Origin of the sequence: Streptomyces lydicus, from assembly GCF_001729485.1 — a bacterium.
Taxonomy (GTDB): Bacteria; Actinomycetota; Actinomycetes; order Streptomycetales; family Streptomycetaceae; genus Streptomyces; species Streptomyces lydicus_D.
In genome coordinates, this window is sequence record NZ_CP017157.1 from 7,050,712 (window position 1) to 7,072,353 (window position 21,642).

The following is a 21,642-nucleotide window of genomic DNA, read 5'->3' on the forward strand; positions in this document are numbered from 1 at the left end:
GTGTCGCTCGCCGAGCAATTATGGGGGTACGGTGGCGGAGACCCGTACGAGAACAACGGCAGCTTCCCGGGGCTGCAGTTCAATCCCGCACCGGGAGTTCTCCAGGCGGTCAACGATCTCGTCGAGGACCTGAACCGCGCGCACAAAAACCTCACCAGCGCCGCAGATACCCTGCGCGGAATCCACGACGGGGCCTGCTGGACAGGTGATGCAGCGGAGCGGTTCCGCGCCAGTGCCGGCCCCTTGCCGAAACTGCTGGACACCGCCGGCAAGAGCTTCCAGAAGGCCCACCTCGCCCTGCACAGCTGGCATGCGGACCTGAGCACCATGCAAGCCAGAGCGCAGTCGTACGAGAGCGCGGCCAAGGCCGCCCGCAAGCGCGCCGAACGGGCCGAGAACGACCCGGACTTGCAGCTCTTCCGCGACGGCGGCCTCGGGATGACGGATGCGGAAGCCGAAGCTGCTGCCGAGCGCTGCGAGCGTGCTGTCAATGAACTCAATGCGGCGCGCTCGCACCTGGAGAACATCACCGAAAGCGCAAATGGCCTCCGAGGTCTTCACGAAGAAGTGGCCGGCAAGGTCGCCGCGGCGCTCTCCGATGCCGCCGAACAGGCGCCGGACGAACCGGGTTTCTTCGACGGCCTGCTGAACGGCCTGAAGAACTTGGCGCAGGGCGTCCAAGACCTCGGGCATGACATCGGCGAGTGGGTGAAGGAACATGCCAATGCCGTCGCAGCCATCGGCGACGTGTTCGCAGCCGTCAGCACCTTCACAGGTTTGGCCGGGTTTTTCTTCCCACCGGCCGAAGGGGTCATGGGGACAGTCTCCGGCGTCACTTCTCTGGTAGCGCTGGGCCTGCACAAGGCGGCGCAAGCTGCCGGCGGCAAGGATGTCGTCAGCGACAGGACGCTGACCGAGGACGGGCTGGGAGCGGTCTCCTTCGGCCTTGGGAAAGTCGCGGGACGGGTGGAGAAGTTTACTGAATCAGCCGTGGCGGGAGGCAAGATCAAGGAACTCGGGAGCGCTTCCGGCTGGGGAAGCATCGGCATGACCCTCTGGGACTGGACAAAGGACCAAACGGGCCTCGGCTACTTCCTCCCGGACGACAAGAAGGAATCAGCAGTGGTGGGTGGCTCGATGTTGATCGGCGGTCCGATAGGACCTGTGGTCGATCTGGAAATGGCCTTCGAGCACGCCTGGAAAAAGGGCAGCGAAAAGGATGCGGCGGCGGCACAGCAGTCGGGCGACTGAGGAGGGATCATGGAATCTGTCTGCTGGCTCCTCTTCGCTGTTGCAGCCCCCGCCGTCGCGATGGGCATCGCGTATTCCGATCTCGTCGGCACAAAGGCACAACGCGCCCGAAGATACGAAGGAATACTGCGCTCCTTTGACGGTCGCCCCGAGGTCAAGGTTCGGGTGACCGGTACCGGCCTGTCTGCGGAGCAGACGGCTTGGATAGGGCATCAGTACGGATATTCGGTAGGACACTGGGAGACCGAGCGGCATCAGCCTCGATACCTCGTGATGCGACGCATGGCCGACTCCCCATCGGATGCGGCCGGCGTTCCCGGAGCATGGAATAGCCAGGCCACCCCCGTCTCGATCGACCAGGTGCGACAGGAGCTCCGCAAGGCTCCGGACCCCGTCGCCCGCCGCAACCAGATCTTCGGCCTCCTGGTCCTCGGCATCGTGGCGGGCGCGACGGCCGTCAGCAATTACCGCTCCGGTGGCTCCTATATCGCACCGGCCCTTGCCGCGCCCGTTTTCTTTGCCGGTGCCGCAACCCTCAGGTGGTACACCCGGCGAGTCCACCGGGAAAGGCAGTCCCCGCCCGACTCGGGCCGGCAGAAGTGGTGAACGCAATGAGTGCCGTACAGGTCAGCTTCGAGATCTCCCCCATCTTCCAGAGGATCACCACGGGCCTGGATCCGGAGCGCGCACGGGCTGAGGTCACAGCGCGCATCCACGCGCAAGGCGCAGCAGTTCCGGACGAACTGATCGACGAGATCACAGCGGAGTACCAGAAGGTCTCCACCATGCTCGCAGACACCGGAGTCCTCTACTCCGGCTCCTGCTTCGGCCAGTTCGACGGCGATTGGTCCATGGGCTCCCTCACCATCGGGCTCCAACCTCTGTCCTACCGGGACCCCGAGGTGGCGATCGCCGGCATGACCAAAATCCTCGCCGCCGAGCACGGTCGGCACGCCGACGTCAGCGCCCTCACACTCCCCTGCGGCCAAGCCACCCTGGTCATCCGGCAATCACCCGACTTGCGACTGCCCGCCGAGTTCTCAGAGTCGGGCGAAGACCTGCCGATAGACGTCGCCCAACTGCAGGCGTTCATTCCTGTTCCACCGAGTTCTGTTCCCGGGGCACAGACGCTGCTCACGGTGACGTTCAGTACCCCGAGCACAGACCATTGGGTGGACTGCGAATTGCTGGTGCCACTCCTCAACAGCATTCGCTTCCGGCCTGCCCGGGAAGCGGAATTGGGCGCCCCCTCCGGCGCCCCGGCTCCCGAAGCGTCACCGGCACCGTCGATCGCCGGTGGCCCCACCGCGGCTTTCGGCTGAGCCCCGCGGGCCGTCGGTCTACCCCTCCCGATGGCGCGGGCAGGCGCACGGCGGCCAGACCTGCGACAGGCCGTAGATGTCCGGCCGGTCGCCCGCCACGACGTGTACCGGCGCCCGCTCCTCGGTGATGGCTCCCTCGCGGGTCGCCGTGTAGACCCGCAGCGTCATCAACGACTGCCGGCGCGGCGGGCCCGGCGGCCTGGGGAGGAGGGTCATCGGACCACCTCGGCGAGCCGGTGCCGCCCCGAAGCCCGCGGAATCAGTAAAGCCCGCACCCGGGCGAGGCAACGGGCAATAAGCTCCGGCATGTTGACGCTCCTTCTGGATCAAGCGTTGGCCGTGCCCCGGGGCCGTGTGCGCGGTCGCCGGGGACTGTCGTGTGCCCGCCTCGGCGGATCATCACGTTCCGTGTTCACATCGTCGCCGTGCGACATACGCTGCGAAAGGGAGTAGCTGCTTACTCCTGCAGCCGTAAGGACGGAAGTGAGGCCGTGGCCAAAGAAATTGATCCCTCGGCGTCGATGGCGGCGCTCTTCGGTAGTCGTCTCCGCAGACTCCGTTTGAGCGTCGGCCTGACGCAAGCTGAGCTCGGCGTGCGGGCAAACACGCACAGCACCCGGATCAACCAGATCGAGCGGACCACCGGCGCCAAACCGACACTTGAGCTGGCACGGGCCCTGGACGAAGCCGTAGGCGCCGATGACCTGTTGGTCGAACTGTGGCCGTACGTCTACCGCGAGACCTTCCCGGACTGGGCGAAAGCGTTCATGGAACGCTCCGAGCGGGCTTTGGCCATCAGGCAGTTCGCTGCCTCGGTCGTGCCCAGTCTACTCCAGACCGCGGACTACGCCCGTGCCGTCCTGAGCGTCGGACGTACGCTCAAGACACCGGACCAATTGGAGGAGCGACTGGCCTCCCGGCTTGCGCGTCAAAGGAGGCTGCTGCGTCGACCCGATGGCCCCGCGCTGTGGGTTGTGCTCGATGAAGCCATTCTGATGCGTCCCGTCGGGGGCCCCGTCGTGATGCGTGATCAGCTCGCACGGCTGCTGGAGACCGCCGACGACCCTCGCATCACCGTTCAGGTCCTACCGTTCAGCAGTGGGGCACACGGCGCCGTGGAAGGTTCCATGACGGTGCTGTCTCTGCCTGACCTCCCTGAATGCGCCTACGCGGAGAGTTCCGAGTACGGGCAACTCATTGAAGAGCCGGAGGAAGTGGCGTCCTTCGCAGCCACCTACGATCACGTTCGGGCTCTGGCCCTACCGCCGACCATGTCACTCGACATGATCCGATCCGTGATGGAGGGCACGCATCGTGCTGAACACGTCCCGTCCCGATCTGAGCGTCGCCGCCTGGCGCAAGTCCAGCTACAGCAACAAGGAGGGTGGCGACTGCGTAGAGATAGCCGACGGCTACCCCGGCCTCGTCCCCGTCCGTGACTCCAAGAACCCGCACGGACCCGCCCTCCTCGTCCCCGACGAAGCCTGGACGGCCTTCATAGCGGGCCTGAAGGGCGGATGCCCCGCAGGCAGGTGACATCGGCACGGTGCCCGGGAACAGATCGGCGTTCCCGGGCACTCTCATAGGTATGAGTGACAACGGTGCATCCGGCGAGGCCGGTGAGTTCAGGATCGAGCACGACTCCATGGGCGAGGTGCGGGTGCCCGCGCACGCGAAGTGGCGGGCGCAGACGCAGCGGGCGGTGGAGAACTTCCCGGTGTCCGGGCAGCGGCTGGAGCGGGCGCACATCGAGGCGCTGGCGCGTATCAAGGGCGCGGCGGCGCTGGTGAACGCCGAGCTCGGGGTGCTGGCCAAGGACGTCGCGGAGGCGATCCGGGAAGCGGCCGCCGAGGTGGCGGAGGGGCGCTGGGACGAGCACTTCCCGGTGGACGTGTTCCAGACGGGGTCCGGGACGTCGTCGAACATGAACACCAACGAGGTCGTCGCGACGCTGGCGAGCGAGCGGCTGGGCCGGGAGGTCCACCCGAACGACCACGTCAACGCCAGCCAGTCGTCCAACGACGTCTTTCCGTCCTCGATCCACATCGCGGCGGCGTCGGCGGTCCTCAACGATCTGATTCCGGCGCTGGAGCACCTGGCGGAGGCGCTGGAGCGCAAGGCGGAGGAGTTCGCGACCGTCGTGAAGTCGGGGCGGACGCATCTGATGGACGCGACGCCGGTGACGCTGGGGCAGGAGTTCGGCGGGTACGCCGCGCAGGTGCGGTACGGCGTCGAGCGGCTGCGCGCGTCGCTGCCGCGGCTGGCGGAACTCCCGCTGGGCGGTACGGCGGTGGGCACCGGGATCAACACCCCGCCGGGGTTCTCGGCCGCGGTCATCGCCGAGGTCGCGCGGGTGACGGGGCTGCCGCTGACGGAGGCGCGCAACCACTTCGAGGCGCAGGGCGCCCGGGACGGGATCGTCGAGACCAGCGGGCAGCTGCGGACGGTCGCGGTCGGGCTGACGAAGATCGCCAACGATCTGCGCTGGATGGCGTCGGGGCCGCGCACCGGCCTCGCGGAGATCAACCTGCCGGACCTCCAGCCGGGCTCGTCGATCATGCCGGGCAAGGTCAACCCGGTCATCCCGGAGGCGGTGCTGATGGTCGCGGCGCAGGTCACCGGCAATGACGCGACGGTGGCGGCGGCCGGGGCGGCCGGCAACTTCGAGCTGAACGTGATGCTGCCGGTGATCGGGAAGAACGTGCTGGAGTCCGTGCGGCTGCTGGCCAACGTCTCCCGGCTGCTGGCGGACCGCACGGTCGAGGGGATCACCGCGAACGCGGAGCGGGCGCGGGAGTACGCGGAGTCCTCGCCGTCGGTCGTCACGCCGCTCAACAAGTACCTCGGGTACGAGGAGGCGGCGAAGGTCGCCAAGAGGTCCCTCGCCGAGCGGAAGACCATCCGTGACGTGGTCGTCGAGGGCGGCTATGTGGAGCGGGGCCTGCTGACCGAGGAGCAGCTGGACGAGGCGCTGGACGTGCTGCGGATGACGCATCCGTGACGGTCGCCCGACACGGGGGCGTAACGGCGCACGGGGCGCGCGTTCCCGCGCTCGTAACGGCGGGTGCGGCTCATGTCACGGCGAGCTTCATGCGGCGCCTCTAAGATCTGCGCATGACAGCGGACATGGTGGACACGACGGAAGGCGGAACGGCCGGCGGACGCGGAACGGCCGGGGGGCGCGGCACGCCGGGGGCGAGGCGGCCGGCGGATGACACGGCCGGGCGGCCGGCGGGCCGCTGGGCCCCGGGGGACCACATCCTGTGGCGCTACCGCGACAACGCCGATCGCCGGCAGTTCCACATCGCCCGGCCGATGACCGTCGTCCAGGACACCCCGGAGCTCCTCGCGGTGTGGATGGCGCCCGGGACGCCGTGCATCAAGCCGGTGCTCGACGACGGGACGCCGGTCCACCGCGAGCCGCTGGCCACCCGCTACACCCGCCCGCGGCGCACCGTCCGCGACCACTGGTTCGGCACCGGGGTGCTGAAGCTGGCGCGGCCCGGCGACCCGTGGTCGGTGTGGCTGTTCTGGGAGGACGACTGGCAGTTCAAGAACTGGTACGTCAACCTGGAGGAGCCGCGCCGCCGTTGGACGGGCGGGATCGACTCCGAGGACCACTTCCTCGACCTCTGCGTCTATCCGGACCGGCACTGGGAGTGGCGGGACGAGGACGAGTTCGCCCAGGCGCAGCGGGACGGACTGATGAATTCCGCCCAGGCCGCCGAGGTCAGGTCCGCCGGGCGGGCCGCGATCGCACAGATCTCGGCCTGGCGCGGGCCGTTCGCGGACGGCTGGGAGGACTGGCGGCCCGATCCGGCCTGGGAGGTCCCGGGGCTGCCGGAGGACTGGGACCGCGCGCCGGATCATTTGCGGTCGTGAGGGAGTGAACGTGAATGACGTGTGCAAAGTGTGAGTGAAGGGGGCGAACCTTGGAAAGGTGCGCCTGTGGGCTGCACTGTTTCCCGCGGTGCGAGGCGCGGGGCCGAGCCCCCTTGCTGCGCCCCGGGTCTTCAAACGTAGGATCGTCCTCCGCAAGACTGCACAGGCGCAACTCCAGAACTGGAAAACGAACTTGACCGCGGTCGCAGGAGGGGCGAGGTCGTGAGTGCGACTAGCTACGACGGATACGAGGGTCTGAACCGGTTAGCGCTGGACCGGGCCGGGCAGGCCGAGGCGTTCGACGCGATCGGCGACCGGTACGACGAAGCCTTTCCGCACAAGGAGGGCCAGCTGGCCTCCGGCGCCTGGCTCGCGGACGCCCTGCCCGCCGGCTCGCGTGTCCTGGACGTCGGCTGCGGGACGGGGCTGCCGACGGCGCGTCAACTGTCGGACGCCGGCCACCGCGTGGTGGGCATCGACCTCTCCCCCTCCATGGTCAAACTGGCCCGGGACAACGTGCCGGGCGCGGAGTTCCACCGGCTGGACATCGCCGATCTGCGCGGCGGCCGGCTCGGCGGCGCCGGCTCCTTCGGCGGAATCGCCGCTTATTTCTCCCTGCTGATGCTGCCCCGTGCGGAAATCCCTTACGCACTGGCCCTGCTCCATGATCTGCTGAGTCCCGAGGGGCTGCTGGCCCTGTCGATGGTCGAGGCGGATGTGGACGACTTCACGATTCCGTTCCTGGGCAACTCGATCCGGGTATCGGGTTACCTGCGGGACGACCTGCGCCGGGTCGTGCGCGACGCGGGTTTCGACGTCGTCGGGGAGGACGCGTACGCATACGCCCCGTCAAGTACGGACGTACCACCCGAAATCCAGCTCTTTCTGCACCTGCGACGCGCCTGAGACGCAGCGCGTCGGGCGCGTTCCCTACAGGTACGCACCCGGAACGCGGCGCGTCGGGCGCACAGCCCCGGACGGATGGAATCCCACGCGTGACGGAGCATCCCACCTCCCACGAATCGCGACGGTCGGCCTCGACCGCCGCGCCCTCGGCGTCCCCTGCGCGGGGGCCGGGCGGGACGGCGCCGCTCGGCGCGGTCCCCGACCCGCGCAGCGCCCTGCAGCAGTCCACCGCGGCCGGGTTCAGCCCGGTGCCCGGCAGCGGCTTCGCGGTGCGCGGCGGGGACGACCTCGGCCTGTCCGGTGTCGCCGTGACGGCCTCGGCGGGGCCGCCGGCCGGCCGGGCCGGGCACGCCGACGACGAGCCGGTCGCGGACCACGGGGCGGCGCGGGACGACGCCGCCATTCCGTACGGGGAGGCGTACGGGGACCCTTACGGCGGTGACTCATACGGGGAGGTGGCCATGCCGGCGAGCGGGCGGCCCGGCGGCGCGCCGGACGCGGGGCGCGAGAAGGCCCGGGCCGGGCGGCGGGGCGCGCAGGGCGCGGTGGGCCGGGCCGAGGCCCCCGAGCCGGGCGACGAGCCGCACCGCGGGCAGCGTCCGCGCCACGGCGGCGACGGCGCCGAGCGGGCCCGCAACGAGGGCATCGGGCGGCCGCGGGAGGGCGGCGGCCCGGGCGGCGGGGACCGGGTGCCGGCGCCGGCCGGTGCCGCGGACAGCCTGCCGTCCGCCCCGCTGCCGCCGGTTCCCCCGGCGCGCTCGGCGCATCCCGGCGAGAGCGGTGAGGTGGCGGCGGCCCGTCAGGCCGGCGGTGACCGGCTGCGGTTCATCGGGGCGGCGACCCGGCGGATCGCCCGCGGCATAGACCTGGACGAGATCGTGCTCGGGCTGTGCCGGGCGACGGTGCCGACGTTCGCCGACGCCATCCTCGTCTACCTGCGCGATCCGCTGCCGGTGGGCGACGAGCGGCCGACCGGTCCGGTGGTGCTGCGGCTGCGGCGCACCGACCGGATTCCGGAGGAGCCGGACACCAACGGCGCGCGGCTCCCCGTGCTGCCCGCGCAGCCGGACCTCGGTCCGGCGATGGGCGGCAGCGCGGCGGAGCTGGCCGAGGTGCGGCCGGGCGGCCCGCTGGCCGAGGTGCTGCGGGGCGTACGGCCGCTGTTCGGCGAGGCGCAGGCGGCGCGTACCGCGCTGCCCGAGCTGCTGGGGCCCGATCCGCGGCTGCCCAGCGGCCACCGGGTGATCCTGGCGCCGCTGCGCGGGCGCCGGCGGGTCATCGGGGCCGCGGTCTTCCTGCGCCGCCCGGACCGGCCGGCGTTCGAACCGGACGACCTGCTGGTGGCGGCGCAGCTGGCGACGCACACCGCGCTGGGCGTGGACAAGGCGGTGCTCTACGGCCGCGAGGCGTACATCGCCGACGCGCTGCAGCGCACGATGCTGCCGGACTCGCTGCCGCAGCCGACCGGGGTACGGCTGGCCAGCCGCTATCTGCCGGCCGCGGAGACGGCCCGGGTGGGCGGCGACTGGTACGACGCGATCCCGCTGCCGGGCAGCCGGGTGGCGCTGGTCGTGGGCGACGTCATGGGGCACTCGATGACCTCGGCGGCGATCATGGGGCAGCTGCGCACCACCGCGCAGACCCTGGCGGGTCTGGACCTGCCGCCGCAGGAGGTGCTGCACCACCTCGACGAGCAGGCCCAGCGGCTGGGCACGGACCGCATGGCGACCTGCATGTACGCGGTCTACGACCCGGTCGCGCACCGGATCACCATCGCCAACGCGGGCCATCCGCCGCCGGTGATGCTGCACCGCGGCGGCCGCGCCGAGGTGCTGCGGGTGCCGTCGGGCGCGCCGATCGGCGTCGGCGGGGTGGACTTCGAGGCGGTGGAGCTGGACGCCCCGGCGGGCGCCACGCTCGTGCTGTACACCGACGGGCTGGTCGAGTCGCGGATCCGGGACGTGTGGACCGGTATCGAGCAGCTGCGGGAGCGGCTGGCGGAGACGGCCCGGCTGACCGGCCCCAACCCGCCGCCGCTGGAGCCGCTGTGCGACGAGGTGCTGGACATGCTCGGGCCCGGCGACCGCGATGACGACATCGCGCTGCTGGCGGCCCGGTTCGACGGGATCGCGCCGAGCGACGTCGCGTACTGGTACCTCGATCCGAAGGCGCAGACGGCCGGCCAGGCGCGCCGGCTGGCCCGGCGGGCGCTGGCGCGCTGGGGCCTGGACGAGCTGACCGACCAGCTGGAGCTGCTGGTCAGCGAGGTGGTGACGAACGCGGTGCGGTACGCGGAGCGGCCGATCACGCTGCGGTTGCTGCGGACGGACGTATTGCGCTGCGAGGTCGGGGACGACGTTCCGCAGCTGCCGCGGCTGCGCCAGGCCCGGCCGTCCGACGAGGGCGGACGCGGGCTGTACCTCGTCAACCGGATGGCCCGGCGCTGGGGCGCGACCCGTCTGAGCATGGGAAAGGTCGTCTGGTTCGAGCTGTCGATGCCGCCGGGGACGCCGCGCCCCTGACGGCCGCGGCGCCGGCCCGGCGCGTCCCACATGTTGGACCCCGTCTGAGACCGGACGGGGTCCAACTCTTGCCGACATGCCGTCGGAGGCGTTCACTGCTGTGGTGGGCGTAAGGGACTTGCCGCCCATACGGGACTGGCCGCCCCCAGCCCTCAGTCGTCGAACCGGGAGGCACTCCTCCATGACCAGCACAGCTCAGAACGTCCCGCACACGACGAACAACGCCGGCGTTCCGGTGGAGAGCGACGAACACTCGCTCACCGTGAGCCCGGACGGCCCGATCCTGCTCCAGGACCACTACCTGATCGAGAAGATGGCCCAGTTCAACCGGGAACGGGTCCCCGAGAGGGTGGTACACGCCAAGGGCAGCGGCGCGTACGGATTCTTCAAGGTCACCAACGACGTCAGCCAGTTCACCAGGGCGGACCTCTTCCAGCCGGGCAAGACCACCGACATGCTGGCCCGCTTCTCGACGGTCGCGGGCGAGCAGGGCTCCCCCGACACCTGGCGCGACCCCCGCGGCTTCGCCCTGAAGTTCTACACCGAGGACGGCAACTACGACCTGGTCGGCAACAACACCCCGGTCTTCTTCGTCCGGGACACGATCAAGTTCCAGGACTTCATCCGTTCGCAGAAGCGCCGCCCGGACAACGGGATGCGCGACAACGACATGCAGTGGGACTTCTGGACGCTGTCGCCCGAATCGGCGCACCAGGTCACCTGGCTGATGGGTGACCGCGGCATCCCCAGGACGTACCGCAACATGAACGGCTACGGCTCGCACACCTACATGTGGGTCAACGCCGGCGGCCAGAAATTCTGGATCAAGTACCACTTCAAGACCGACCAGGGCATCGACTTCCTCACCCAGGAGGACGCGGACCGGCTCGCCGGCACGGACGGCGACGTCCACCGCCGGGACCTCTACGAGGCCATCGAGGGCGGCAACGCCCCGTCGTGGACGCTGTACGTGCAGGTCATGCCGTTCGAGGACGCCCCGGACTACCGGTTCAACCCGTTCGACCTGACCAAGGTGTGGCCGCACGGCGACTACCCGCTGATCGAGGTCGGCCGGATGACGCTGAACCGGAACCCGGAGGACTTCTTCGTCCACATCGAGCAGGCGGCGTTCGAGCCGTCCAACATGGTGCCGGGCATCGGCCCGTCGCCGGACAAGATGCTGCTGGGCCGGCTGTTCTCCTACGCGGACACCCACCGCTACCGCATCGGCCCGAACTACGCCCAGCTGCCGCCCAACCGGCCGCACGTGCCCGTCCACTCGTACGCGAAGGACGGCCCGATGCGCTTCGAGCCGAGCCGGGCGGCGCGTCCGTACGCCCCGAACAGCTACGGCGGCCCCGCCGCGGACGCCCTGCGCTACGGGGAGCCGGCGGGCTGGGAGACCGGCGGCGAGATGGTGCGCGCGGCGTACACGCTGCGCCGGGAGGACGACGACTTCGGGCAGCCGGGCACGATGGTCCGCGAGGTTCTCGACGACGCGGCCCGCGAGCGGCTGGTGAACAACGTCGCCGGGCACCTGCTGAACGGCGTCAGCCGGCCGGTGCTCGACCGTGCGCTGCAGTACTGGCGCAACATCGACAAGAACGTGGGCGACCGGATCGCCCACAGGGTGAACGGCGGCTGAGGCGCCACGGGCGCCGGCCCCGTCCCGGCCCCGCACAGCACCGCGGCCCCCGCCCGATATGGGCGGGGGCCGCGGTGCTGTGCGGGCGCTAGTTGAAGCCGGGCACGCTGTTGGCGGAGTTACCGCCGGTGCCGCCGCCGCGGCCGCCGGTTCCGGTGGTGGTGCCGGCGTCGGTACCGCCGCCGCCGTCGACACCGCCGTCCGTCGGGCCGGAGGGGGTGCCGCCGGTCGGGGTGGCCGGGTCCGACGGCCGGCCCGACTCGCTGTGCGACGGGCGGCCGGACGGCGCCGAGGGCTTCCCGGAGGGCGTGCTGCTCGGCGAATCGGACGGGGACGGGGACGTCGACGGGGGGGTGCTCGGCGTCACGGTGGGCGTCGGCGGGACCCCGGCGCCCAGGTCCGTCTCCAGGTCGAAGTCGGCGCCGGTATCGCCGCCGAGCACGCTCTCGTTGTAGTCCGCCCACACCTTGGCGGGGTAGCCGCCGCCGTTGACCCGGCCGCCGCCCCCGGTGCCCTTGAGGGTGACCTGGGCACCGCCCTTGGGGGACTCGCCGAACATGCCGACCGCGGTGACCAGCTTGGGCGTGTAGCCCACGAACCAGGCCGACTTGTTGTCGTCGGAGGTGCCGGTCTTGCCGACCGCGTGGTAGGCGGTGTTCTTCACGGCCTCCGAGGCGGTGCCGTCGTTGACCACGCCCGCGAGGACCGAGGTGAGGGTGTCGGCGGTCTTCCGGCTGAGCACCTGGTCACCGATCGGGTCCTTCAGCTGCTGCTCGGTGTCCACGCCGTTGACCGGGTGCACGGCCTTGGTCACCAGCGTCGGGGTGACCTTCTTGCCGTGGTTGTCGAGGGTGGCGTAGGCCCCGGCCATCTGGAGCGGGCTGGCGCCCATGGTGCCCAGGGTCATGGCCGGCCGGACCTCCATCCTGGAGCCGTCCATGCCCAGGCTGACCGCGGTCTTCTTGACGTTGTCCAGGCCGACGTCCGCACCCATCTGCGCGAAGACCGCGTTGACGGAGTTGTTGGTCGCCGTCTGGACGGTGATCTTGTCGTAGGTGCGCTCGTCCTCGTTCGGCGGCGCGAACGGGATGGTGCCGCCGACGACCGGACGGCGGTTGCGGCCGTCGTAGATCGTGTTCGGGGTGATCGGCACGCCGTCCTGGGTGACCGCGTTGTTCTCCATCGCGGAGGCGAGGATCAGCGGCTTGAAGGTGGAGGCCGGCTGGTAGTCGGAGCGCGTGGCGTTGTTGGTGTAGTGCTTCGGGTAGCCCGCGCCGCCGTACATCGCCACGATGTGGCCGGTCTTGGGGTCCACCGAGGTGGCGCCGAGCTGCGCGTCCGCGTCGACCTTGCGGGTCTTGGGGTTCAGGTCGTCGGTCAGCTTGCGCTGGACCGCCTTCTCCAGCGCCTTCTGCTTGCTCTTCTCGATGCCGAGGGTGACCGTCCAGCCGCCGGCGTCGAAGGACTTGGGGTCCACGCCCTGGGCGAAGAGCTCCTTGCGCGCCTCGGTCACGAGGTAGCTCGTCTGACCGCTCATGCCGGGCAGCGGCTTGGGCTCCTTGGGGATCTCGAACTTCTGCTTGTCGCGCTCCTGCTTGGAGAGCCAGTGCATCTCGACCATGTTGTCGAGGGTGTAGGCCCAGCGCTCCTGGACCCGCTTCTGGCCGGCCTTGGACGCCAGGGTCCAGTCGTACTGGTTCGGCGCCTGCAGCAGCGAGGCGAGGTAGGCGCCCTCGGAGACGGTGAGCTTGTCGACGTCCTTGCGGTAGTACGCCTGGGCGGCGGCCTGGATGCCGTACGCGCCGCGGCCGTAGTAACTGGTGTTGATGTAGCCGGCGAGGATCTTGTCCTTGCCCAGCTTGTTGTCCACCTTGAGCGAGATGACGATCTCCTGGAGCTTGCGGCTGACCGTCTGCTCCTGGCTCAGGTAGTAGTTCTTGACGTACTGCTGGGTGATCGTCGAGCCACCCTGCTTGCCCTGTCCCCGGAGGGTGTTGAGGATGCCGCGCAGCGTGCCCTTCAGGTCGACGCCGGAGTCCTGGTAGAAGGTCTTGTTCTCGGCGGCGACGAAGGTGCGCTGGACGGGCTTGGGTATCCGGTCGAGCGGGACGCTCTCCCGGTTGATCTGGCCGACCCGCGCCATGACCTTGCCGTCGGCGTACTTGTACACGTTGCTCTGCAGCTGGGCGTCCCTGTTGCCGTCCGTGGGGATGTCCACGTACAGGTACAGGCCGAGGAAACCGAGGATGCCCAGGAGGCAGGCCCCGAGGAAGGCTCCTACGAGCTTCTTCCAGGTGAAGAACCGGCGTATGCCGGACTTCTTCCCCGTGCTTTCCTTCCGTCTGGTCCGGCGAGCGCTCCCCTGTTGCGCCCTTCTCGCTTCCGCTCGGCCCATCGCTTCGACAACTCCAGTCGTTCCGCCCCCAGCTAACTCAGCTGTTGAAGCTAACACCGCATCTGTCAACAAATACTCATCGATCAAGGCTTTTCCCGACGTGACAAACAGCACCCGGAGCGGGGGGAACCTCGGAGCGGGTTTTGCGCGTCGCCACCGCCCCACCTGCGCACTTGCCGCAATCCGGACCACGTACGAAGGCTGGACGACCGCCCCGCCCAGGCGTTAAAGTGCTATCACTTTGCTAGACCAGCGACATCACCTGATGCGGCCGACATCACGTACCGCACCTGGAGAAACGGGGACCTCATGTCCGACCAGACACCGGCCGAGCGCACCACCGGCCCCGGCGACGACCTCGCCGTGGACGCCCCGGAGATGCCCCGCCCGCAGATCCGCGAGGTGCCGGCGCACAGCATCCCGGGCGGCCTCGCCCTGCTGCTGACCGTGCTCGGCGTCGCGCTGGGCGTCGGCGTGACCGTCATCGGCGGCATACTCGGCAACGGCGGCAACAACGCCGTCGGCGTTCCGCTGGCCGTCGCCGGCGTCCTGCTGCTGCTCACCTCTCTCTTCTGCCTGACCGGCGTGAAGATGGTGGCGCCCGGCGAGGCCCGGGTCATCCAGCTCTTCGGCCGCTACGTCGGCACCATCCGCGCCGACGGGCTGCGCTGGGTCAACCCGCTGACCACCGCCCGGAGCATCTCGACCCGGGTGCGCAACCACGAGACCGCGGTCCTGAAGGTCAACGACGCCTACGGCAACCCGATCGAGCTGGCCTCGATCGTCGTATGGCAGGTCGAGGACACCGCGCAGGCGCTCTTCGAGGTCGACGACTTCCTGGAGTTCGTCGCCACCCAGACCGAGGCGGCCGTGCGGCACATCGCGATCGAGTACCCCTATGACGCGCACGACGAGAACGCCCTGTCGCTGCGCGGCAACGCCGAGGAGATCACCGAGAAGCTCGCGCTGGAGCTGACCGCCCGGGTGCAGGCCGCCGGCGTGCGGATCATCGAGTCCCGCTTCAGCCACCTCGCCTACGCCCCGGAGATCGCCTCCGCGATGCTCCAGCGGCAGCAGGCGGGCGCCGTGGTCGCGGCCCGGCAGCAGATCGTCGAGGGCGCGGTCGGCATGGTCGAGCAGGCGCTGGCCAGGATCAACGAGCAGGGCATCGTCGAGCTGGACGAGGAACGGAAGGCGGCCATGGTGAGCAATTTGATGGTGGTGCTGTGCGGCGACCGGGCGGCCCAGCCGGTTCTCAACACGGGCTCGCTCTACCAGTGAGCGAGCACGGCGCTCCGGAGGGGCCCGACGCCGGCGGCGAGCGGCCCCCCGCGCGACGGCCGCAGCGGCGCAAGCAGGTGCTGCTGCGGCTGGACCCGTTGATCCATGACGCGCTGGCACGCTGGGCCGACGACGAACTCCGCAGCGCCAACGCGCAGATCGAGTTCCTGCTGCGCAAGGCGCTGTCGGAGGCGGGCCGGCTGCCCCGGGGCGCGGGAGCCATCCCGCGGCGGGGGCGGCCGCCCAAGGAGCCGCCGACCGGGGAGCCGCCCCGGGACCCGGGGCGGGGCGGCGGCTGAAGCCGTTCCGGCCCCCGGCGCGGCCGCACCCGCCCCGCCCGCACGGGGTGCCGGGGCGGGCGGTACAGCGGGCCGGCGGGCGGCCCCGGCCCGCTATACCGCCCGCGTATACACCGGCGACACAGTCATCGGTAAGGTGGTCGTCATGTCAATCGGTCATACGCTGCTGGGCCTCCTGGAGTCCGGCCCCCGCCATGGCTACGACCTCAAGCGGGCCTTCGACGAGCACTTCGGCCACGACCGCCCGCTGCACTACGGGCAGGTCTACTCCACGATGTCCCGGCTGCTGAAGAACGGCCTGGTCGAGGTGGACGCCGTCGAGGCCGGCGCCGGACCCGAGCGCAAGCGGTACGCGATCACCGACGCCGGCGTCACCGACGTCGCCCAGTGGCTGGCCCGCGCGGAGAAGCCCGAGCCGTATCTGCAGTCGACGCTCTACACCAAGGTCGTACTCGCCCTGATGACCGGCCGCGACGCCGCCGAGCTGCTGGACACCCAGCGCACCGAGCACCTGCGGCTGATGCGCGGGCTGACCGAGCGCAAGCGCACCGGCGACCTCGCCGACCAGCTGATCTGCGACCACGCCCTCTTCCACCTCGAAGCCGACCTGCGCTGGCTGGAGCTGACCGCCGCCCGGCTCGACAAGCTGGCGGAAGCGGTCCGGGCATGATCCCGGAGGGATCCCTGCTCGCGGCGGAAGGACTGCGCAAGGCGTACGGCCCCACGCCCGCCCTCGACGGCGCGGACTTCTCCATCCACCCCGGCGAGGTGGTCGCCGTCATGGGCCCGTCCGGCTCCGGCAAGTCGACCCTGCTGCACTGCCTGGCCGGCATCATCGCCCCGGACGCCGGCACCGTCCGCTACGGCCCGCACACCCTCACCGACCTCGGCGACGCCCGGCGCAGCGCCCTGCGCCGCACCGACTTCGGCTTCGTCTTCCAATTCGGCCAGCTGGTACCGGAGTTGACCGCGCTGGAGAACGTGGCACTGCCGCTGCGGCTGAACGGCACCAAGCGCAAGGAGGCCGAGCGGCAGGCCCGCGAGTGGCTGGCACGCCTGGAGGTGGACACCGTCGCGCACCAGCGCCCCGGTGAGCTCTCCGGCGGCCAGGGCCAGCGGATCGCGGTCGCCCGCGCACTGGCCACCCGCCCCCGGGTGGTCTTCGCCGACGAGCCGACCGGCGCCCTGGACTCCCTCAACGGCGAGCGGGTACTGACCCTGCTCACCGACGCCGCCCGCGACACCCGCGCCGCGGTCGTCCTGGTCACCCACGAAGCACGGGTCGCCGCCTACTCCGACCGGGAGATCGTCGTCCGCGACGGCAAGGTGAAGGACATGATGGCGGGCCTGACATGAGCCCGCCGCCCTCCCGCGCCCGCGACGGCGGCGGGCGCGGCGGCGGCCCGGACCGGGCCCCGGCGGCCCGCCGGGGCCCGCTCGCCGCACCGCGCACCGGCCCCGCCGTCTGGGCCCGCGACCTCGCGATGGGCGTCCGGTTCGCGGCCGGCGGCGGCCGCGAGGGCTGGATCCGCACGGCCCTGACGGCCGCCGGCGTCGCCCTGGGCGTGGCGGTCCTCCTCCTCGGCGCGTCCGTACCGTCCCTGATGGACGCCTGGCACGGCCGCGAGAAGGCCCGGGAGAACCTCGGCCAGGCCCACCCGCCCCGGGCCTCCGACACCACCCTGCGCTACGCCTCGGTCGACACCACCTTCCGCGGCACGCCGATCCGCGGCCGGCTGGTCCGTCCCGACGGCGCCCACCCGCCCGTACCGCCCGGCGTGCGGCACCTCCCCGGCGCCGGCCGGATGCTGGTGTCCCCCGCCCTCAAGGAACTGCTGGACTCCCCCGAGGGCACCCTGCTGCGCGACCGCCTGCCCTACCGGATCGCCGGCACCATCGGCGACGCCGGCCTGCTCGGACCGCGGGAACTCACCTACGTCGCGCAGAGCGCCACCCTCGCCGCGCCCGACGGCTACCGCATCGACCACTTCGGCAAGAGCTGGGACCCGACGCCGATGCAGGCGCCCGCCGTGCTGCTGGTGATCATGACGTGTGTGGCCCTGCTGACGCCCGTCATGGTCTTCATCGGCACGTCCGTGCGGTTCGGCTACGAGCGCCGCGAACGGCGGCTGGCCGCGCTGCGCCTGGTCGGCGCCGACATCGGCACCACCCGACGGGTCGCCGCCGGCGAGGCGCTGTTCGGCTCCCTGCTGGGGCTGCTCGGCGGGGCCGCGCTCTTCCTGGCCGGCCGGCAGTCCGCACCGCTGATCACCCTCTGGGACATCAACGTCTTCCCCGCGGACGTCACCCCCGGCCCGCTCGCCGCGGCGCTCGTCGTGCTGCTCGTGCCGGCCGCGGCCGTCCTGGTCACGCTGTTCGCCCAGCGCGGGATCACCGTCGAGCCGCTGGGCGTCGTCCGCAACCGGCCGCCGGTCCGCCGCCGGCTGTGGTGGCGGGTGGCGCTGCCCGCCTTGGGCGCCCTGCTCCTGGTCCCCCTGACCTGGGAGGAGTCGTGGAACGACACCCCCCTGAACACCGCCCGGCTCGCGACCGGTTCGATGCTGCTGCTGATCGGCGTCACCACACTGCTGCCCTGGCTGGTGGACGCGGTGGTCGGCCGGCTGCACGGCGGCCCGGTCCCCTGGCAACTGGCCGTCCGACGCCTGCAGTTGAACAGCGGCTCGGCCACCCGCGCGGTCAGCGGGATCACCGTCGCGGTGGCCGGCGCGATCGCCATCCACATGCTGATGACGGGCATGCAGGCCGGCTACGCCGCGGCGTACGCGAAGTCCGGCAAGGTGCCGCGGATGGGCCTGTGGGGCAACGCCGGGAGCTGGTCCGGGACCGAGCGGGCGCTCGGCGCGCTGCGCGCCACCCCCGGCGTGACCACCGCCCGCGGCACCGTCGACGCCCTGGTCGGGCAGCTGCCGGCGGCCGGCCGGCCGCGGGACGACCTCCCCCGCTGGACCCTCGCCGTCGGCAGCTGCGCCGAACTGCGCACCCTCGCCCGCCTCCCCTCCTGCCGGGACGGCGACGTCTTCCCCACCACCAACGCCCCCGGCACGCAGGACCGCCTGACCCCCGGCCGGCCCGTCAACCTCAACGCCCCGATCGGCCCGGACGACCCGGTGGCGCCGGACCCCTGGACGGTCCCCGGCACCGCGCGCCCGGTGCCGCTGCTCCACCCCGGCCGGGACCCCGGCCGCTTCTCCTACGACCTGCTGGTCACCCCCTCGGTCCTCGACCTCGAGCGGCTCAACGACCCCACCGCGGAGCTCCAGGTCGACTTCGACCGCGCCACCCCCGACGCGGTGGAGCACATCCGCAACACCGCCGCCCGGATCGACCCGACGATGAACGAGTTCTCCGCTGTCGACAATCCGCACGACGGGCAGTACACCAGCGTCCGCAACGGCCTGTTCATCGGCGCGGTGATCACCCTGCTGCTGATCGGCGCGGGCCTGATCATCTCCACCGTCGAGCAGCTCCACGAACGCCGCCGCCTGCTGTCCACCCTCGACGCCTACGGCACCCGCCGCGCCACCCTGGGCTGGTCGGTCCTGTGGCAGACCGCCCTCCCCGTCGCGCTCGGCCTGGCCCTGGCGCTGGCCTGCGGCCTGTCCCTGGGCTCGCTGCTGCTGGCGATGATCGACAGCGCGGTGACCGTGGACTGGCCCGTGGTCACCGCCATGACCGGCATCGGCGGCGCCGTCATCCTCTTCGTCACCGCCCTGAGCCTCCCGCCCCTGTGGCGCATGATGCGGCCGGAGGGCCTGCGGACGGAGTGAGGGGCGGGGTGCTCGAACGGGTGAACGCCGCCGTACGGGACGCGTACGGCCGGTTCTGCCTACGATGATGGTCTCGATACCAGCCGTCAGGAGTCATTCATGTCTGCCGCAGCAGTCGAGCATCCTCACGACAGCAAGCTGCCGAGCCTGCTCAAGGTGGCCGAACAGCTCACCGAGAAGCTCCCTGGCTACCGCATCGAGATCATCGGGGGAAACCTCACAGTGACGCCGCCCGCCGACGGCCCGCATGCCGAATCGCTGACCGACCTCACCTTCGCGCTCGCGGCTGCACACGGAGCAGAAACAAAAGTTGCCCAGGCCATGGGTGTATGGCTCCCCGATGGCCCTGAGGACTACGCCCTCCCGGACCTCGCCATCGTCGACGCGGACTACCGCGATCACCACATCGCACACAACTGCTACGACCCGGCGGTCTTCCGCATGGTGCTGGAAGTGACGTCGTCCAACTACGCCACCGACCTCAAGACGAAGGTCGCCGCCTACGCGATCGCCCGGATCCCCGCCTACGTCATCGTCGACCGCCGCAAGGAACGTATCCATGTCCTGACGGATCCGTTCGCCAACGAGTACCGCAACCACAGCATTCACGCCTCAGGGCAGTGCGTGACGCTCCCCGACGTCATCGGCGCGGAGATCACCCTCGATGTGGCGGCGATCCTCGAAACCGCCCGCCCCTGACCCTCACCCCGTCGCCATCCGCACCGGCAGCCCCCGCAGCGCACCGCGCAACGCCGCCGCGAACGCCTCGAATTCGTCCTGCCGGGCGGCGCCCGTACGCATGGCGAGGGCGATGCGCCGGGAGGGGGCCGGGTCGGCGAAGTAGCCGGTGGTGAGCTGGTCGTTGCGGGCCGTTTCGACGCGGAGGGCCGTACGGGGCAGCAGGGTCACGCCCATGCCGCCGGCCACCAGCTGCACCAGCGTGGACAGGCCGGCCGCACTCGTGGTCACGGGGGTGTTCTCGTCCCGGCCGGCCTCGCGGCAGATGTCCAGGGCCTGGTCGCGCAGGCAGTGCCCCTCGTCGAGCAGCAGCAGGTCGAGTTCCTGGAGGGCCTGGCGGGGGATGTCGCCGCGGCCGCCGAGCCAGTGGTCCTTGGGGGCGACCAGGACGAAGTCCTCGTCGAAGAGCGGGAGTTCGGTGACCTGGGGGACGCCGAGGGGGACGGCGAGGAGCAGCAGGTCGAGCCGGCCGTGAGCCAGGCCCTCCAGGAGCGAGGCGGTCTGCTCCTCGTGGACCTGGAGGTCCAGGTCGGGGTAGGTGTCATGGACCAGCCGCAGCACCGCGGGCAGCAGATACGGCGCGACGGTGGGGATCACCCCGAGCCGCAGCACACCCGTGAACGGCGCGCGGGCCGCCTCCGCCTCCTCCATCAGGTCGCCCACGGCCTCCAGGACCGTACGGGCCCGGGCCGCCACCCGCTCCCCCGCCGGGGAGAGCAGCACCTTGCGCGTCGTACGCTCCAGGAGCTGCACGCCGAGTGCTTCCTCCAGCGCGGAGACCGCCCCGGACAACGCGGGCTGGCTCATGCCGATCTCGGCCGCCGCCTCGCGGAAGTGCAGATGCTCGGCCACCGCGGCGAATGCGCGCAGCTGGGCGAGGCTGGGCTGGCGGGGCCGCCCGCCTACCGGTGACGCCACTGATAACCACCTCCGATCAACATCTACCAGTCTAGCTATTTCCCTGATCAATGGCTCCTGTGCCACTGTGTGAGACGTCCAAGCCTCATAGAACGACTGAAAGACCCCACAAGGGACTTTCTGTGCAACAAGGAGAGCGCGTGCTCACTGTCGGTGACAAGTTCCCCGAGTTCGACCTGACTGCCTGTGTCTCGCTGGAGAAGGGCGAGGAGTTCGAGCAGATCAACCACAAGACCTACGAGGGCAAGTGGAAGATCGTCTTCGCGTGGCCCAAGGACTTCACCTTCGTGTGCCCCACCGAGATCGCGGCCTTCGGCAAGCTGAACGAGGAGTTCGCCGACCGTGACGCCCAGATCCTCGGCTTCTCCGGCGACTCCGAGTTCGTGCACCACGCCTGGCGCAAGGACCACCCGGACCTGACCGACCTGCCCTTCCCGATGCTCGCCGACTCGAAGCACGAGCTCATGCGCGACCTGGGCATCGAGGGCGAGGACGGCTTCGCGCAGCGTGCCGTCTTCATCGTCGACCAGAACAACGAGATCCAGTTCACGATGGTGACCGCCGGCTCCGTCGGCCGTAACCCCAAGGAGGTCCTCCGGGTCCTCGACGCACTCCAGACGGACGAGCTGTGCCCCTGCAACTGGAGCAAGGGCGAGGACACCCTGGACCCGGTCAGCCTGCTGGCAGGTGAGTGA

20 protein-coding genes are annotated in these 21,642 nt (G+C 70.7%); 17 read left to right on the forward strand and 3 right to left on the reverse strand.

Annotated features, from left to right (window positions below; genetic code table 11):
- Genes SL103_RS30535 through SL103_RS30545 form a run of 3 tightly spaced genes read left to right on the forward strand, consistent with a single transcriptional unit; the run spans position 1 to position 2,573 of the window.
- Entirely contained in the window at positions 1–1,251 is a 1,251-nt protein-coding gene (locus tag SL103_RS30535) for a putative T7SS-secreted protein (RefSeq protein WP_164492915.1), read from the forward strand.
- A gap of 9 nt (positions 1,252–1,260) precedes the next feature.
- Positions 1,261–1,857, forward strand: coding sequence for a hypothetical protein (locus tag SL103_RS38115; RefSeq protein ID WP_164492916.1), 597 nt, complete (start codon positions 1,261–1,263; stop codon positions 1,855–1,857).
- A 5-nt stretch (positions 1,858–1,862) separates the two neighbouring features.
- A complete protein-coding gene (locus tag SL103_RS30545) occupies positions 1,863–2,573 on the forward strand; it encodes a hypothetical protein (RefSeq protein WP_069572194.1) in 711 nt (236 codons plus the stop codon).
- Between the two features lie 18 nt (positions 2,574–2,591).
- On the opposite strand, the gene SL103_RS30550 is transcribed toward SL103_RS30545, so the two are convergent.
- Positions 2,592–2,789 (reverse strand): hypothetical protein, encoded by a 198-nt coding sequence (locus tag SL103_RS30550; RefSeq protein WP_069572195.1) that lies wholly within the window; start codon positions 2,787–2,789, stop codon positions 2,592–2,594.
- A 305-nt stretch (positions 2,790–3,094) separates the two neighbouring features.
- Between SL103_RS30550 and SL103_RS30555 the strand changes: the two genes are divergently transcribed.
- From SL103_RS30555 to SL103_RS30580, 7 genes are all read left to right on the forward strand, one after another.
- The gene (locus tag SL103_RS30555; RefSeq protein WP_069574252.1) at positions 3,095–4,012 is read left to right on the forward strand and encodes a helix-turn-helix domain-containing protein; all 918 of its coding nucleotides are present in this window, start codon (positions 3,095–3,097) and stop codon (positions 4,010–4,012) included.
- On the forward strand, positions 3,975–4,109 hold the full coding sequence (locus tag SL103_RS39000) for a DUF397 domain-containing protein (RefSeq protein WP_244304226.1): 135 nt from the start codon (positions 3,975–3,977) through the stop codon (positions 4,107–4,109). Before SL103_RS30555 ends, SL103_RS39000 begins: the two co-directional genes overlap by 38 nt.
- Before the next feature lie 52 nt (positions 4,110–4,161).
- Entirely contained in the window at positions 4,162–5,574 is a 1,413-nt protein-coding gene (locus SL103_RS30560; protein ID WP_069572196.1) for a class II fumarate hydratase, read from the forward strand.
- A gap of 113 nt (positions 5,575–5,687) precedes the next feature.
- Positions 5,688–6,455 carry a cytidylyl-2-hydroxypropylphosphonate hydrolase gene (fomD, locus tag SL103_RS30565; protein WP_079146060.1) on the forward strand — a complete coding sequence of 256 codons (768 nt, stop codon included), beginning with the start codon at positions 5,688–5,690 and terminating at the stop codon, positions 6,453–6,455.
- Positions 6,456–6,677: 222 nt separating this feature from the next.
- Positions 6,678–7,361: a class I SAM-dependent DNA methyltransferase gene (locus SL103_RS30570; protein WP_069572198.1), complete on the forward strand. Its 684-nt coding sequence runs from the start codon at positions 6,678–6,680 to the stop codon at positions 7,359–7,361.
- An 89-nt stretch (positions 7,362–7,450) separates the two neighbouring features.
- The gene (locus SL103_RS30575; protein WP_069572199.1) at positions 7,451–9,883 is read left to right on the forward strand and encodes a SpoIIE family protein phosphatase; all 2,433 of its coding nucleotides are present in this window, start codon (positions 7,451–7,453) and stop codon (positions 9,881–9,883) included.
- A gap of 181 nt (positions 9,884–10,064) precedes the next feature.
- The gene (locus tag SL103_RS30580; protein ID WP_069572200.1) at positions 10,065–11,528 is read left to right on the forward strand and encodes a catalase; all 1,464 of its coding nucleotides are present in this window, start codon (positions 10,065–10,067) and stop codon (positions 11,526–11,528) included.
- An 88-nt stretch (positions 11,529–11,616) separates the two neighbouring features.
- On the opposite strand, the gene SL103_RS30585 is transcribed toward SL103_RS30580, so the two are convergent.
- Positions 11,617–13,923, reverse strand: coding sequence for a transglycosylase domain-containing protein (locus SL103_RS30585; protein ID WP_069572201.1), 2,307 nt, complete (start codon positions 13,921–13,923; stop codon positions 11,617–11,619).
- Positions 13,924–14,232: 309 nt separating this feature from the next.
- Between SL103_RS30585 and SL103_RS30590 the strand changes: the two genes are divergently transcribed.
- The 6 genes from SL103_RS30590 (at position 14,233) to SL103_RS30615 (ending at position 19,990) form a co-directional block, all read left to right on the forward strand.
- Positions 14,233–15,204 carry an SPFH domain-containing protein gene (locus tag SL103_RS30590; RefSeq protein ID WP_069572202.1) on the forward strand — a complete coding sequence of 324 codons (972 nt, stop codon included), beginning with the start codon at positions 14,233–14,235 and terminating at the stop codon, positions 15,202–15,204.
- Entirely contained in the window at positions 15,201–15,503 is a 303-nt protein-coding gene (locus SL103_RS30595) for a hypothetical protein (protein WP_069572203.1), read from the forward strand. The genes SL103_RS30590 and SL103_RS30595 overlap by 4 nt, the downstream gene beginning before the upstream one ends.
- Before the next feature lie 145 nt (positions 15,504–15,648).
- Positions 15,649–16,173, forward strand: a complete 525-nt coding sequence (locus SL103_RS30600) for a PadR family transcriptional regulator (RefSeq protein ID WP_069572204.1) — start codon at positions 15,649–15,651, stop codon at positions 16,171–16,173.
- Complete coding sequence (locus SL103_RS30605; RefSeq protein ID WP_069572205.1) at positions 16,170–16,859, forward strand: ABC transporter ATP-binding protein; 690 nt, start codon at positions 16,170–16,172, stop codon at positions 16,857–16,859. The genes SL103_RS30600 and SL103_RS30605 overlap by 4 nt, the downstream gene beginning before the upstream one ends.
- Complete coding sequence (locus SL103_RS30610) at positions 16,856–19,291, forward strand: FtsX-like permease family protein (protein WP_069572206.1); 2,436 nt, start codon at positions 16,856–16,858, stop codon at positions 19,289–19,291. The genes SL103_RS30605 and SL103_RS30610 overlap by 4 nt, the downstream gene beginning before the upstream one ends.
- Before the next feature lie 99 nt (positions 19,292–19,390).
- On the forward strand, positions 19,391–19,990 hold the full coding sequence (locus SL103_RS30615; protein WP_069572207.1) for a Uma2 family endonuclease: 600 nt from the start codon (positions 19,391–19,393) through the stop codon (positions 19,988–19,990).
- A 3-nt stretch (positions 19,991–19,993) separates the two neighbouring features.
- On the opposite strand, the gene SL103_RS30620 is transcribed toward SL103_RS30615, so the two are convergent.
- Positions 19,994–20,947: a hydrogen peroxide-inducible genes activator gene (locus tag SL103_RS30620; protein ID WP_079146061.1), complete on the reverse strand. Its 954-nt coding sequence runs from the start codon at positions 20,945–20,947 to the stop codon at positions 19,994–19,996.
- Between the two features lie 140 nt (positions 20,948–21,087).
- Here SL103_RS30620 and SL103_RS30625 point away from each other — a divergent pair, with 140 nt between their 5' ends.
- Positions 21,088–21,642 (forward strand): peroxiredoxin, encoded by a 555-nt coding sequence (locus SL103_RS30625; protein ID WP_069572208.1) that lies wholly within the window; start codon positions 21,088–21,090, stop codon positions 21,640–21,642.

Excerpts from the sequence above, each read along its gene's own strand:
- SL103_RS38115 (WP_164492916.1), top strand. The coding sequence starts at position 1,261 with ATGGAATCTGTCTGCTGGCTCCTCTTCGCTGTTGCAGCCCCCGCCGTC.
- SL103_RS30545 (WP_069572194.1), top strand. The coding sequence starts at position 1,863 with ATGAGTGCCGTACAGGTCAGCTTCGAGATCTCCCCCATCTTCCAGAGG.
- SL103_RS30550 (WP_069572195.1), bottom strand. The coding sequence starts at position 2,789 with ATGACCCTCCTCCCCAGGCCGCCGGGCCCGCCGCGCCGGCAGTCGTTG.
- SL103_RS30555 (WP_069574252.1), top strand. The coding sequence starts at position 3,095 with ATGGCGGCGCTCTTCGGTAGTCGTCTCCGCAGACTCCGTTTGAGCGTC.
- SL103_RS30560 (WP_069572196.1), top strand. The coding sequence starts at position 4,162 with ATGAGTGACAACGGTGCATCCGGCGAGGCCGGTGAGTTCAGGATCGAG.
- fomD (WP_079146060.1), top strand. The coding sequence starts at position 5,688 with ATGACAGCGGACATGGTGGACACGACGGAAGGCGGAACGGCCGGCGGA.
- SL103_RS30580 (WP_069572200.1), top strand. The coding sequence starts at position 10,065 with ATGACCAGCACAGCTCAGAACGTCCCGCACACGACGAACAACGCCGGC.
- SL103_RS30585 (WP_069572201.1), bottom strand. The coding sequence starts at position 13,923 with ATGGGCCGAGCGGAAGCGAGAAGGGCGCAACAGGGGAGCGCTCGCCGG.
- SL103_RS30590 (WP_069572202.1), top strand. The coding sequence starts at position 14,233 with ATGTCCGACCAGACACCGGCCGAGCGCACCACCGGCCCCGGCGACGAC.
- SL103_RS30600 (WP_069572204.1), top strand. The coding sequence starts at position 15,649 with ATGTCAATCGGTCATACGCTGCTGGGCCTCCTGGAGTCCGGCCCCCGC.
- SL103_RS30605 (WP_069572205.1), top strand. The coding sequence starts at position 16,170 with ATGATCCCGGAGGGATCCCTGCTCGCGGCGGAAGGACTGCGCAAGGCG.
- SL103_RS30610 (WP_069572206.1), top strand. The coding sequence starts at position 16,856 with ATGAGCCCGCCGCCCTCCCGCGCCCGCGACGGCGGCGGGCGCGGCGGC.
- SL103_RS30615 (WP_069572207.1), top strand. The coding sequence starts at position 19,391 with ATGTCTGCCGCAGCAGTCGAGCATCCTCACGACAGCAAGCTGCCGAGC.